Origin of the sequence: Aeromonas sp. 603404, assembly GCF_049171775.1 — a bacterium.
Classification (GTDB): Bacteria; Pseudomonadota; Gammaproteobacteria; order Enterobacterales; family Aeromonadaceae; genus Aeromonas; species Aeromonas veronii_A.
Genome location: NZ_JAAKPE010000010.1, coordinates 99,184 through 112,786, shown reverse-complemented (window position 1 = coordinate 112,786; position 13,603 = coordinate 99,184). Strand labels below are relative to the sequence as shown.

General features: G+C 59.6%; 12 protein-coding genes. 10 read left to right on the top strand and 2 right to left on the bottom strand.

What is annotated here, in order from left to right:
- Nucleotides 1-307 precede the first annotated feature (307 nt).
- The 9 genes from glpT (at nucleotide 308) to G5306_RS14150 (ending at nucleotide 10,209) form a co-directional block, all read left to right on the top strand.
- Nucleotides 308-1,666: a glycerol-3-phosphate transporter gene (glpT, locus tag G5306_RS14190; protein WP_005337540.1), complete on the top strand. Its 1,359-nt coding sequence runs from the start codon at nucleotides 308-310 to the stop codon at nucleotides 1,664-1,666.
- A 102-nt stretch (nucleotides 1,667-1,768) separates the two neighbouring features.
- On the top strand, nucleotides 1,769-2,527 hold the full coding sequence (locus G5306_RS14185; RefSeq protein ID WP_005347045.1) for a DeoR/GlpR family transcriptional regulator: 759 nt from the start codon (nucleotides 1,769-1,771) through the stop codon (nucleotides 2,525-2,527).
- Between the two features lie 317 nt (nucleotides 2,528-2,844).
- A complete protein-coding gene (gene glpD, locus G5306_RS14180) occupies nucleotides 2,845-4,332 on the top strand; it encodes a glycerol-3-phosphate dehydrogenase (RefSeq protein ID WP_421313033.1) in 1,488 nt (495 codons plus the stop codon).
- A 96-nt stretch (nucleotides 4,333-4,428) separates the two neighbouring features.
- Nucleotides 4,429-5,517 (top strand): glycerophosphodiester phosphodiesterase, encoded by a 1,089-nt coding sequence (gene glpQ / locus G5306_RS14175; RefSeq protein ID WP_216953301.1) that lies wholly within the window; start codon nucleotides 4,429-4,431, stop codon nucleotides 5,515-5,517.
- A gap of 218 nt (nucleotides 5,518-5,735) precedes the next feature.
- Nucleotides 5,736-6,218 (top strand): serine protease inhibitor ecotin, encoded by a 483-nt coding sequence (gene eco, locus G5306_RS14170; protein ID WP_005337529.1) that lies wholly within the window; start codon nucleotides 5,736-5,738, stop codon nucleotides 6,216-6,218.
- Between the two features lie 298 nt (nucleotides 6,219-6,516).
- Nucleotides 6,517-6,888 (top strand): DUF413 domain-containing protein, encoded by a 372-nt coding sequence (gene maoP, locus G5306_RS14165; RefSeq protein ID WP_005337527.1) that lies wholly within the window; start codon nucleotides 6,517-6,519, stop codon nucleotides 6,886-6,888.
- On the top strand, nucleotides 6,888-7,760 hold the full coding sequence (gene hdfR / locus G5306_RS14160) for an HTH-type transcriptional regulator HdfR (RefSeq protein WP_421206443.1): 873 nt from the start codon (nucleotides 6,888-6,890) through the stop codon (nucleotides 7,758-7,760). The genes maoP and hdfR overlap by 1 nt, the downstream gene beginning before the upstream one ends.
- Before the next feature lie 171 nt (nucleotides 7,761-7,931).
- Nucleotides 7,932-8,873: a hypothetical protein gene (locus G5306_RS14155; protein WP_421206441.1), complete on the top strand. Its 942-nt coding sequence runs from the start codon at nucleotides 7,932-7,934 to the stop codon at nucleotides 8,871-8,873.
- 145 nt (nucleotides 8,874-9,018) lie between these two features.
- Nucleotides 9,019-10,209: an amino acid aminotransferase gene (locus G5306_RS14150; protein WP_421313032.1), complete on the top strand. Its 1,191-nt coding sequence runs from the start codon at nucleotides 9,019-9,021 to the stop codon at nucleotides 10,207-10,209.
- 106 nt (nucleotides 10,210-10,315) lie between these two features.
- Here G5306_RS14150 and G5306_RS14145 read toward each other — a convergent pair whose 3' ends face one another.
- Complete coding sequence (locus G5306_RS14145) at nucleotides 10,316-10,819, bottom strand: DUF2062 domain-containing protein (RefSeq protein WP_005359699.1); 504 nt, start codon at nucleotides 10,817-10,819, stop codon at nucleotides 10,316-10,318.
- A complete protein-coding gene (locus G5306_RS14140; protein WP_005350890.1) occupies nucleotides 10,813-11,331 on the bottom strand; it encodes a DUF2062 domain-containing protein in 519 nt (172 codons plus the stop codon). Before G5306_RS14140 ends, G5306_RS14145 begins: the two co-directional genes overlap by 7 nt.
- A gap of 27 nt (nucleotides 11,332-11,358) precedes the next feature.
- On the opposite strand from G5306_RS14140, the gene G5306_RS14135 reads away from it, so the two are divergent.
- On the top strand, nucleotides 11,359-13,560 hold the full coding sequence (locus tag G5306_RS14135; protein ID WP_421313031.1) for a DNA internalization-related competence protein ComEC/Rec2: 2,202 nt from the start codon (nucleotides 11,359-11,361) through the stop codon (nucleotides 13,558-13,560).
- Nucleotides 13,561-13,603 lie beyond the last annotated feature (43 nt).

Sequence of the window (13,603 nt, the reverse complement as noted above, 5' to 3'; positions counted from 1 at the left end):
TCCATAGGAAATGTGGACAAGATCCCACTCATTGCTAAGAAAATGTGACGTAAAGCATCTTGATAACAGCCACTTACCACTTAGGGGGTAGCTTGCAACCCTTGCCACACAAGGGCTGGCGCTTGCTGAGCAATTTCTCATTTGGAGCTTTTATTTGTAATAAAACTGCAATATTTGAGCATGCATCACAGATTAAATGAGCGCATATGAGCACAATTGGCTCGCTTGCGAATCGGTGGACTCACATGATTCGTCGGAATGGTCAGGGCATCCTCAACCGCCCATAACAACAATAAGGAAGCAGAACATGCTTAGTCTCTTCAGGCCTGCGGCGCACATCGACAGGCTCCCGGCTGACAAGGTCGACCCCTTCTACAAACGCATGCGTTGGCAGGTGTTTTTCGGGATCTTCTTCGGTTACGCCGGCTACTATCTGGTACGGAAAAACTTCAGTCTGGCGATGCCCTATCTGATCGAGCAGGGCTTCTCCCGTGGTGATCTCGGTTTCGCGCTCTCCGGGGTCTCCATCGCTTACGGTTTGTCCAAGTTCCTGATGGGGAACGTCTCTGACCGTTCCAACGCCCGTTACTTCCTCTCCGCCGGTCTGCTGCTCTCGGCTGCCATCATGTTCATGATGGGTACCATGCACTGGGCCACCTCGAGCATTGCCATCATGTTTGTGCTGTTGTTCCTGAACGGTTGGGCACAGGGCATGGGCTGGCCGCCCTGCGGTCGCACCATGGTGCACTGGTGGTCACAGAAAGAGCGCGGTGAAGTGGTTGCGGTCTGGAACGTGGCGCACAACGTGGGCGGCGGCATGATTGGCCCGCTGTTTATCCTCGGGATGGGCTGGTTCAACGACTGGCGCAGTGCCTTCTATGTGCCTGCGGCAGCGGCGGCCGCCATCGCGGTGATCGCCTTCTTCGTGATGCGTGATACCCCGCAATCGGTCGGTCTGCCTCCTATCGAGGAGTACAAGAACGACTATCCGAAGGATTACAACGAGAGCCACGAGCAGGAGTTCTCCGCCAAGGAGATCTTCGTCAAGTACGTGCTGCACAACAAACTGCTGTGGTACATCGCGATCGCCAACGCTTTCGTTTACCTCATTCGTTACGGTGTGCTGGACTGGGCGCCAACCTACCTGAAAGAGGCCAAGCACTTCACCGTCGACAACTCCTCCTGGGCTTACTTCCTCTACGAGTGGGCCGGTATTCCTGGCACCCTGCTGTGTGGCTGGATCTCTGACAAGATGTTCCAGGGCCGCCGTGCACCGGCCGGTATCCTGTTCATGGTGCTGGTGACCCTGGCTGTGCTGGTTTACTGGTTCAACCCGGCCGGCAACCCGACCATCGACATGATGGCGCTGGTGGCTATCGGCTTCCTGATCTACGGCCCTGTCATGCTGATCGGCCTCTATGCTCTTGAGCTGGCACCGAAGAAAGCTGCTGGTACTGCGGCAGGTTTCACCGGTCTGTTCGGTTATCTGGGCGGTGCCGTGGCAGCCAACGCCATGCTGGGTTATACCGTTGACCATTTCGGTTGGGATGGCGGCTTCATGGTGCTGACTGTCTCCTGCGTGCTCTCCATCATCCTGCTGGCGATGACCCTCAAGCATGAGAACATTGCCGTTGCGGCCAAGAAAGCGGCTGCCCATAAGGCATAAAACGTGATCCTCAGCTTATTGATCCCAAAGGGGATCAGGTAAACTGCCAAAAGGCCCCGCATCTGCCGGGGCCTTTTTTTGTCTCATCATCGGAGTGCAAGCGTGAAGCAAACCCAACGACATCTGGAGATCCTGGACGTCCTGACGCGGCAGGGATTTGTCTCGACCGACGATCTGGTGACCCACTTTGACGTCAGCCCCCAGACCATTCGCCGGGATCTGAACGATCTCGCCGAACAGAACAAGATCCGGCGCCATCATGGCGGTGCCTCCCTGCATTCGAGTACCGTCAATACCGCCTACAGCGCCCGTAAAGTGATGCAACTCAAGGAGAAAGAGCGCATCGCCCGCGAGGTCGCGGCCAATATTCCCGACGGCTCATCGCTCTTTATCGACATAGGCACCACCACCGAAGCCATTGCCCGCGCTCTGCTCGATCACCGCGAGCTGCGCATCGTCACCAACAACCTCAACGTGGCCAGCATTCTGACGGCCAAGGATGACTTCACCGTCATCATCGCCGGTGGCGAGATCCGCAACCGCGATGGCGGCATCGTGGGGGAGGCGACCCGCGACTTTATCGGTCAGTTTCGCATGGACTATGGCGTCATCGGGATTTCGGGGATCGACAACGACGGCTCCCTGCTCGATTTCGACTATCACGAGGTGAAGATTGCCCAGGCCATCATCGCTCACTCCCGTCAGGTGTTCCTGGCCGCCGACCACACCAAGTTCGGTCGCAATGCCATGGTCAATCTGGGCAATCTCAGCCAGATCCACGCCCTCTTTACCGATCAGGAGCCACCGGAAAAGCTGACGCGATTGATGGCGCAACACCAGATCGCCTGCCACATCTGCTGACGGCGAAACACGCCAAGGCTGTGCTGGTCGCCCGTCAGGGCGGCCTCCTTTCTCTTTCTCTCCCCCATCCCTGCACCCATCTCACCCCTTTATGGGTATTGCCAAAACTACTATTCAATCTGGTTTTTTTGGCTATTAACCCGCTGATTTCGGCCCGACGCCATTTGCTCAGCTGACCTGTTCCCTTTGCCACCTCTGGCGGGCTGTGGCGATCACACTTTCATCATAAAATGTTCGTTTGTTGTATTTTCATGTTCTAAAATGAGCGAAATCAAACATTGCTGTTATAGCAATCATAAAAATGAAAGTAGGTGAACATGAGCGAACATTATGATCTGGTCGTCGTCGGTGGCGGCATCAACGGGGTCGGCATCGCAGCCGATGCGGCAGGACGGGGTCTGAAGGTTGCCCTGTTTGAGGCGCAAGATCTCGCCTCTGCCACCTCGTCCAACTCCAGCAAGCTGATCCACGGCGGTTTGCGCTATCTCGAGCATTACGAATTCCGGCTGGTGAAAGAGGCGTTGGCGGAGCGTGAGGTGCTGCTCGGTATGGCGCCTCACATCGCCCGTCCCATGCGCTTTCGCTTGCCGCATCGTCCGCACCTGCGTCCGGCCTGGATGATCCGCGCCGGTCTGTTCCTCTATGACAATCTGGCCAAGCGCGACAAGCTAAAGGGGAGCTGTGGCGTGCGCTTCCTGCCACAAGATGGTTTGAGCGCGGGGATCAATAAGGGGTTTGAATATTCCGATGCCTGGGTCGACGATGCCCGACTGGTGGTACTCAACGCCATGATGGCTCGTGACAAGGGGGCCGATGTGCAGACCCGCACCCGCTGCATCAAGGCGGTGCGTGGTTCCAAACACTGGACGCTCACTTTGGAGCGGGAAGGGGGCGAGCAGTTCACCATCACCTGCCGTGGTCTGGTCAATGCGGCTGGCCCCTGGGTCAAGACCTTCTATGACGAGAGCCTGCACGAGAAATCCCCCCGCGGCATTCGCCTTATTAAAGGCAGCCACATGATAGTGCCGCGCATCCATGAGCGCGAAGAGGCCTATATCCTGCAAAACGAGGACAACCGTATTGTCTTCGTCATCCCTTATCAGCAGGACTACTCCCTCATCGGCACCACGGATGTGGAGCACCACGGCAGTCCGCGGGAAGCGAAGATCAGCGAGGCCGAAATTACCTACCTGTGCAAGGTGGTCAACGCCCACTTCACTCGCCAAATTGCGCCGAAAGATGTGATCTGGACCTATGCCGGGGTGCGCCCGCTCTGTGACGACGAGTCAGATTCACCGCAGGCGGTGACCCGCGACTACACCCTCGAGCTCTCTGGCGAATCGGATGGTGCGCCGCTGCTATCGGTATTTGGCGGCAAGCTCACCACCTATCGCAAGCTGGCGCAGGCCGCCTGCAACAAGCTCAAGCCCTGGTTCAGCCAGATGGGGGATGACTGGACGGCGACCAGCCGTCTGCCCGGCGGCGAGTTTGACTGCTCGGTGCGCGAGCTGGCCCGCGCCTTTGCGCTGGAGTTTGACTGGCTCGATGATCGCAGCGCCCTGCGTATTGCCGAGGCCTATGGCGCCCATGCCCGTCTTTGGCTGAAAGAGGATCGCGGCATTCACTTCGGTGGCGGCCTGTTCGAGTCGGAAGTGCGTTATCTCATCGAGCGGGAGTGGGCCTGTTCACTGGACGATATCCTCTGGCGCCGCAGCAAGCTGGGGCTGCGCCTGAACGAGTCAGAGCAGCAAATGCTGCAGATCTGGCTCGACCAATACCATCAGGCTCTGCGCAAGGCGAGCTGATGAGTGACGGTGGGCAGTGCGCTGCTGCCCACCGTAAATATGAAACAAACCTCTGATAGAACAATTACCTACACACAATAATAAAGAGCATCACATATGAAAAAACTCGCCGTTTCCCTCATCGCCTTGAGCCTTGGGGCCTCCCTCTCATTACCCGTGTTGGCTGCCGATGAAGGCAAGGTGGTGATCGCCCACCGTGGCGCTTCCGGCTACCTGCCCGAGCATACCCTGGAGTCCAAGGCGCTGGCCTATGGCATGGGGGCTGACTATCTGGAGCAGGATCTGGTGATGACCAAGGATGATCAGCTGGTGGTGATGCACGATCACTTCCTCGACGGTATCACCAATGTGGCGGCGCGCTTCCCCGGCCGTGCCCGTCCGGACGGCCGTTACTATGTGGTGGATTTCACCCTGGACGAGGTGCGTTCCCTGCGCATGACCGAGCCGTTCCAGCTGGTGGATGGCAAGCAGGTGCCGGTCTATCCGGCCCGCTTCCCGCTGTGGAAGTCAGACTTCAAGATCCACACCTTCCAGGAGGAGATCGAGATGATCCAGGGGCTCAACAAGAGCACCGGCAAGAACATCGGCATCTACCCGGAGATCAAGGCGCCCTGGTTGTTCCGCCACGAAGGCAAGGATATCTCCAAAGCAGTGCTGAAGGTGCTCAAGGAGTACGGCTATACCGGGAAGGATGACAAGGTCTATCTGCAGTGCTTCGATGCCGATGAACTCAAGCGCATCAACAGCGAGCTGATGCCCGCCATGGGTATGGATCTGAAACTGGTGCAGCTGATGGCCGAGACCGACTGGAACGAGACCATGGTCTACGACGCCAAGGGTAAGGCGACCCCCTACAACTATGACTGGATGTTCAAGCCGGGAGCGATGAAAACCATCGCCAGCTATGCCGAAGGGATTGGCCCGTGGAAACCGATGATCGTCACCGAGCCGGGCACTTTGGGCAAACCGGTCTTCACCGGTATGGTAAAAGAAGCCCATGCGGCGGGCCTGAAAGTTCACCCCTATACCTTCCGTCAGGATGAGGGGCAGATCCCGGCCTATGCCAAGGACTTTACCGATCTGCTCAACATCTTCCTCTATCAAGCCGATGTGGACGGGGTGTTCAGCGACTTCCCTGACAAGGCGGTGGCCGTCATCAAGGCCCATCAAGAGGCGGCCAAATAGCACTCTGGCGCCATTTGGATGCAAAGCGAGGCCAATTGGCCTCGCTTTTTGTTTCAGGTTCCTGTAACGGGAGTGTGCGCCCTGTCAGAAAATAGCCAGATCACGTCATGGTGTGCCGGATCTGCATCATTTTACGCAGTTTTTACGTAGCAGATCGCTGGCATGAAATCGGCAGAGCGGTTAGTCTAGCGGCGTTGAACCAACCCCATGAGGTACAGATGAAAACCGTATTGCGTTTTAGCCTGCTGGGCGCCTTGTTGCTGGGTGGCCATGCCTTCGCCGCCGAGCCGAAAAAATTTGATATCAGCATGTTCCCAGCCGCTGACGTGAATCAGGAACGTGTGGTGATCCGCCTGCCTGAAGTCGAGAAAGAAGCCGACATGATGGTCGAGCTGCAGGTCGGCAAAAAGATGATGGTTGATTGCAACGTACCGCGTTTTGCAGGCAACCTGGAACAGCACAGCGTCAAAGGTTGGGGCTACAACTACCTGAAGCTGGGCAAAGTCTCCGACCCCATCAGCACCCTGATGATGTGCCCGGATAACCAGCAGAAAGAGACCTTCGTCCAGATCTACGGTCAGGGCTTCTTCGTGAACTACAACTCAAAACTGCCGTTCGTGATTTACGTGCCGCAGGAGTATGAAGTGCGCTACCGTCTGTGGCGTGCCGACAACCTGGCCCAACCGGCCATGATTGAGTAAGCATGTTTGAACCAAAGGTTCAGCTGGTTCATCTGATGTGATAAATAAAGCGCCGTATGGCGCTTTATTTTTGCCTGCACAGTCCAAAAAGTGACGTGCAAATTGGCTGCACGTTTACATAAGTTTATTATTTATCAACGTTTTTTGTGTGTTATGCCACAAAATCGGCGTCAGCGATGGGGCAAAGTGACTTCGATAAAAGATATTTATTAACATAGTGAGAAAATTGATTTTGCACTCGGCGATGGCCTGATGATACTTGCCCGCAAAGGTCAAACTAACCAGAAAAAAGAGCACTATGAGCTTCGAATCAGACAAGCGTTTCAACGACTTCAAACATTTTCCCCGTGGCCTGCGTCGCAGTGGTGAATTCACTGTGGCCGAAGCGGACAGTCTGGAAAAGTATGGTACCGCCATGCTGGCACTCTACCAGGGCAACCTTGCACCCCGTGACGATGTCGAGTCCGCCTTCGTCGAGCAGGTCAAATCCGGCGCAGCCGGTGCCAACCCCCATGCCAAGGTGTGGTTCAAGTACCTCAAGGTGATCGGTCCCAAGCGTGTTCATCGCCTCTGCACCGTTGTTGGTGGTGCCAGCGAAGAGAGCAGCGGTGGCGGCAGCTTTGATGTCGGTGGTGGCAGCGGCGGTGGCAGTGACGAGTCCATCGATTAATGGATACCGAGCTGCTTCGGACCTTTATCGAGGTGAGCAAGACCCGGCATTTTGGCCGGGCTGCTGAAAATCTCTACCTGACCCAGTCGGCGGTGAGTTTCCGGATCCGCCAGCTAGAGCAGCAACTGGGTGTCAGTCTGTTTGCCCGTCATCGCAACAACATCCGCCTGACCGCCTCCGGTGAGCGTCTGCTGCCCTACGCAGACGCCATCTTGCACACCCTTGGCCGTGCCAAGCAGGATGTGGCGCTTTCACCGGGATTCAGCCAGCAGTTGGCCATCGGCGCGCCCGCGGTGTTTTGGGAGCTCGATTTCAACGAGTGGCTCAACCACATCTATGCGCTGGCGCCCGGTTTGGCGGTACGGCTGGAAACGGCTTCCCGCGAGCACCTCTGCCGTCAGTTGCTTGAGCGCTCCCTCGATCTGGCCCTGCTCTCCGAGCCCACCAAGATCGACGAGATCGCCCTGCATCCCATCGGTGAGCTGGTATTCGAGCTGGTGAGCCGGGATCCGGCCGCCAATGCCGACAACCTGATGCAGATGCCGCATATCCATCTCGACTGGGGCACCAGCTTCGAGCCGCAACCCAGCCGTTTGCAGAGCCTGCAAAAGACCCCGGTGCTGCACTCCAGCTCCGCCAGCATGGCGTTGCAGTTCGTGCTGGCCAACGGTGGGGCTGCCTACCTGCCACGGCGAATGGTCAGCCCCTTCCTCGAGAAGGGGGCGCTCCATCTGGTGGAGGGGGGCCAGCCGCTGAGCCGTCCGCTCTATCTCGCCTATCTGGAGAAATCCGATCGCCGGGAGCTGATCGATCAGCTGCTGACCCTGCCACTGGGTTGGCACGATGCCGAACTGCGCCTCAACGTCGATTAAGCGTCGAGTGTTATCCAAGGAAGAGCCCACCCCACGGTGGGCTCTTCTGTTTGGGGAAAATTGCAGGGAGCGAGGTCACGTAATTGGCGCGGGAGGCTTGGCGTCATCGGCCTGTAACGGTACCTTTTCAGGCTGTTTATCCGATTGAGCACTGACAGGGATGGATTGTAATTGATCGACTTTAGTCACCCCGAATGGCGGGCGCTGGCGCAGCAGTTGCTGAGCCACTCACCTGTGGTGATCCGTGGCCGCCAGTGGCAACCGCTGGTGGGCCTGCTCAAGGATAACCAGCTGCTGCTCGCCCATGGCAGCCACAGCTATGAGCTCACCCCGGCCGGGCGGCGCTATCTCACCCGCGAGCTGATGCTGGCCGAGATCGCCACCGCGCCCCCCGAGCCCGAGGAGTGGTTGCATGCTCAGGGCTGGCAATTGGGGGAGCTGGTCAACGAACGGGTGCTGGCGGCGCTCTATCGCAAGAGCGAAGTGAACTTCACCCCCAACGAGCAGATTGATTTCGAGGACAAGGGGATCCGGCTCTGCGCCGATCAGCTGTTGCGCTTGCGCGCCGCCCAGCCGTTCAGCCTCTTTTTCAGCGGCGGCACCCTGATCGACGCAGCCCCCTGGTTGCAGGCGCTGGGGGAGGTGGCGCTGCCCGAGCGCACCCTGGCGGGTCTTGGCAAGATCCTGTGGGGGGAGGGGAGTATCGAGCGGGTGATCACCACCGACAGCGTTGGCGCCTTTGCCGAGTTGCCCCTTGATCCCGGCACCTTGCTGGTGTGGGCCCCTCCATCGGCTCCCCTTGCCTTGCAGCAGGTGGTGGCCGCCTTGCCCCCCAATGTGCTGTGGAGTCATCTCACCGCTCTCGACCCCGCCGGGGTGGATCGGCTGCAGGCGCTGGCCCAGCGGCTGGGGCGTCCGGCCAGCTGGTGGTTGCCCCGTGATCTGGCCCCCATCCTTAGCGCGTATGCCCAACCTTTGACTGAAGCCCGGCCCTGGGAACCGAGCCGGATCCCCAAGCCATTGTTAGCAGTTTGTAGCGGTTTGGTTGAGTCCAATGGTGGCTTGTCGGCCGAGGTGTGTGCGCTGGCGCCAGCGTGGCATGCCGTTGGTTGAAATTGGCCTGAAAGCGAGCCAAAAAGCGGTTTTCCCCCATTGAACGCGGTGATATAAAGAGTTGACGAAGCGCTCGCCAGATGAGCGCTTTTGTTTATCAAGCCGCTTTGCCACCCAACGAACTCAACGGAATACAGGGAATACCATGTTTGAAAAGGTTGTTGCCGCCCCAGCGGATCCGATCCTGGGCCTGACCGAAGCCTTCCGCGCTGACTCTCGCAGCCACAAGATCAATCTGGGCGTAGGGATCTACAAGGACGAGTCCGGTGCCACCCCCATTCTTCACTGCGTCAAGAAAGCCGAGCAGAAGCTGCTGACCGACGAGAAGACCAAGAACTACCTCGGTATTGAAGGCAATATCGAATATGGCCGCATCGTGCAGCAACTGCTGTTCGGGCAGCACTCCGCGCTGGCCGCCAGCGGCCGCGCCAAGACGGCGCAAGCGCCGGGCGGTACCGGTGCCCTGCGCATCGCGGCCGAATTTGTAGTGCGCAACGGTCTGGCCAAGACCATCTGGATCTCCGATCCCACCTGGGCCAACCACGTCAGCGTATTCCAGGCCGCGGGCCTTACCGTCAAGTGGTACAAATACTACGACGCCGCCACCAAGGGGCTCGACTTCGCCGCCATGCAGGCCTCGCTCGCCGAAGTGCAACCGGGTGAGCTGGTGCTGCTGCACGGCTGCTGCCACAACCCGACCGGTATCGACCCCACAGCTGATCAGTGGCGCGCGCTGGCCAAGCAGAGTGCTGCCGCCGGCTGGTTGCCGCTGTTTGACTTCGCCTATCAGGGTTTTGCCCGTGGTATTGAAGAGGATGCCGAAGGCCTGCGCATCTTCGCCGAGTGCCATGACGAGCTGCTGGTGGCGAGCTCTTTCTCCAAGAACTTCGGCCTCTATAACGAGCGGGTCGGCGCCTTCACGCTGGTCAGCGCGACCAAGGAGATCGCCGACGTGGCCTTCACTCAGGTCAAGACCGTCATTCGTGCCAACTACTCCAACCCGCCGTCACACGGCGCCGCTGTGGTCACCGCCGTGGTGAGCGATCCGGCTCTCTATGCCGAGTGGGTCGAAGAAGTGGCGGCCATGCGGGTGCGTATTCGCGAGATGCGCGAACTGCTGGTAGAGAAGCTGGCTGCCCTCGGCGTGAGCCAGGATTTCAGCTTTATCCGCGAGCAGAACGGCATGTTCTCCTTCTCCGGCTTCACCAAGGATCAGGTGGAGCGCCTCAAGAGCGAATTTGCCATCTACATCGTCGGCTCAGGCCGGATCAGCGTGGCCGGGATCACCCGCGCCAATATCGATCCCCTCTGCGAGGCAATCGCCAAGGTGCTGTAATCGCATCACCTTGCGCTCTGGTTCTATGCCATGAAAAAGCCCGTCACCTTGGTGACGGGCTTTTTTGATCGTCAACGGCTGATCACCAAACAAGGGTAAGGGCGGCTCACTGGTGGCGGGCACCTTGCCACAGTTTGCGCAGTTGCAGCAGCAGCGCGGTCAGGGCGCCGCCGCTCAGGGCGGTGAGTACCGCCAGCAGCAGGCTGCCGAGCAGGAAGGGGGGGACCAGGGTGGCCGCCTCCTGCTCCAGCCAGTGGAGGGTCCAGCTGAGGTGAAAAGGCTCCGGTGTCTGGTGCAGTACCAGACAACCGGTGCGATAGGCGTAGAGATACATGAACGGCAGGGTCAGCGGATTGTTAAACCAGACCGCCAGCAGCGCCAGCGGCAGGTTGAGGCTGAATGCCAGCGCCAGACCGACTGCGATGAGCGAATGCATCGGGATGGGGAACCAGCAGGCGAAGATCCCGGCTGCTACCGCGCCGCTCAGGGCGCGGGTTCCCCCTTGCCAGAGGGCTGGGGCAAGCAGTCGTTCACCAAACAGGGCAAACCACTTCTGCTGGCGCAGGGTATCGGGATCTAGCTTGAAGCGGGCAAACCAGCGACTCAGCATGGGCGTGCCATCTTGCGTTTTTGCCACTGACGTACCGTGCTGATCCGCCAGAAGGTGCGGATCAGGGTGTAACCGATAAGGGAACTGAGCAGGGCCAGGATCAGCGAGCCCAGCAACAGCGGTGGTGCCACTGTGCCCAGTACCGAGACCAGCCACTCCCAGGTGAATTCAATCTCGATCTGCTGCGCCGAATGTCCCAGCAACTGGCAACCAACCAGATAGGCGCCATAGAGCAGGGGAGGCATTGTAAAGGGGTTGGAGAGCCAGACCAGCGCCACCGAGAGCGGCAGATTGACCCGGCACAGGATGGCGCCTCCGGCGGCCAGCAGCATCTGGCAGGGGAGCGGCACCCAGGCCATGAAGAGGCCCACCGCAAAGGCCCCGGCGGCCGAGCGGCGGTTGAGGTGCCAGAGGTTGGCATCGAGCAGCAGTTTGCCGAACAGCCGCAGGTGCTTGTGTTCTTTCAGGGTTTGCTGATCGGGCATCCAGCGTTTAATGAGTCGTTTGGGCATATTGAAACCTTGCTAAATACTTGCTCCATGGATCTGCGTCTGTTGTCGTTTGCCCTAGGGGCAAGCTCCTCACTGCTCTGGCCATGGTTACCTTCACTCGCATGGGGGGGCCTGTTGCTGTCCCTGCTGATCCCCCTTGCATATTGCCGTGCCTGGCGGTGGCTGTTTCTTCTGCTCGGCATCCTCTGGATGCAGGCCAATCTTGCCTATCGGCTGGCCTGGCTGGAGCGGTTGGGCGATCAGACGAGCCACATGATAACCGCACAGCTGCAAAGTGCAGAGCCCGAGGGGGATAAATTTGTCCGGCTGCCGCTGCGGGTGAGCACCCTCGACGAGCAACCGGTGACACCTGAGCCCCTGATCCGGGTCAATGCCTATCAGGCATTACCCGCCATGACAGTGGGCAGCCGGATCACCCTGGTGACCTCGTTGAAACCGGCTCACGGTCTGGCCAACGAGGCGGGGCTGGATGGGCGGCGTCTGCTGCTGGGCAAGGGGGTCACCGCCACCGGCAATTTGCGTCGGGTGATAGATATTCAACAGGCACCTGTGGGGTGGCGCGAACGCTGGTTGGGCGCGGCGACCGAGAGTTGGCGCACTCTTGGCCATGCTCCCTTGCTGGCGGCGCTCACTTTTGGCGAGCAGAGTGGCATCACGGATGCCCAGTGGGAGCTGTTTCGCGGTAGCGGCCTGACTCACATCATCGCCATTTCTGGGCAGCACATTGCGCTGGTGGCGGTGCTCGGGTGGTGGCTGGGCAGGTTGTTTGGCCTGCGTGGCGCCATCATCACCTCCCTGCTGTTTGCCGCCGTCTACAGCGCGTTGGCCGGGTTTGCTGTGGCCACCGAACGGGCTCTGATCATGGTGCTGGTGTGGAGTGTATTGCGCTGGAGCCGGCGAGAGTGGCCGGCCTGGCGCATCTGGCTGTGGGCCTTTGTGGTATTGACCCTCTGGGATCCCTTCGCCCTCTATTCGGCCGGCTTCTGGCTCTCGTTTCTGGCGGTGGCCATCTTGCTGCTGGTGGGATATGTCCACGACAAGCCGGGGCTCTGGCAGATCCAGCTCTGGCTGCTACTCGGTCTGCTGCCGCTGCAACTGGCGTTGTTCGAGGGGATAGCGCCCCTTGCCATGGTGATCAACCTGTTGGCTGTGCCGCTCTTTTGTATCGCCATCATCCCGCTGGCCCTGATAGGTGTGCTGCTGGCGCCGCTATCCACCTCGCTTGCCTATGTCCTGTTCTGGCTGGCGGATCTGGGGCTCGGGTGGGTGCTGACGATTCTGACCTGGCTGGCCGATCAACTGCAACTGTGGTGGTCACTGCCCGGCTGGTGGCTGCCGCTTTGCACCCTGCTGTTGCTGCTCGGGGTCGCCGCGCAGTGGCGCCCGGCACGCTGGCTCTGGCTGCCGGGGATGTGTGCGCTGTTGCTCACGCTCTGGCCAACGCCTGCCCGCTGGCAACTGCGGGTGCTGGACGTGGGGCAGGGGCTGGCGGTGCTGATCAGCAAGGGGGAGCGAGCCATCCTCTATGACACCGGTGATCGCTATCCCGGAGGCTACAACATGGCGGACGCTGTGATCCTGCCTCAGCTAAGCCATCTGGGGATCCGGGTCATCGATCGCCTCATCATCAGCCACAAGGATCGGGACCATGCCGGCAATCGCAAGCGACTGCTCAGCGCCATGCCGGTGCGTCACGAGCTCTCCTCTTACCCCTTCAGTGAGGGAACAACGCTCTGCCAGCGTGGGCAACAGTGGCGCTGGCAGGGACTCTCGTTTGCAGTGCTCTGGCCCGAGCGCCCCGGTGGCGGGCGCAATAACGATGGCTGCGTGGTGCGCATCAGCGATGGGCAGCGCAGCGTGCTGCTGAGCGCCGATATCGAGCGGCAGGCCGAGCAACGGCTGGTAGCGCTGGAGGGAGAGGGGTTGGCCAGCACCTTGCTGGTGAGCCCCCATCATGGCAGTCGCACCTCTTCCACACCCCCGTTTGTCGCGGCGGTAGCGGCAAAGGAGGTGATCCACAGCGCCGGCTTTATGAATCAGTGGGGCTTTCCCCGTCCCGATGTAGTGGCCCGCTATCGGGATGCCCGCCAGTGGATCACCGGTCAGCAAGGGGCGATGCTGGTCGAACCCACCGCAGCGGGCTTGAGCGTCACCGCCGAGCGAGATCTGGGGCCCTGGTACCGGCGCAGTGGTGAGTGGTGGCGACCGCGAATGTGGTTTGAGCAATAATCGGCCATTTCTGCCGTGGAGGAATGCGATATAGGTGGCGGCG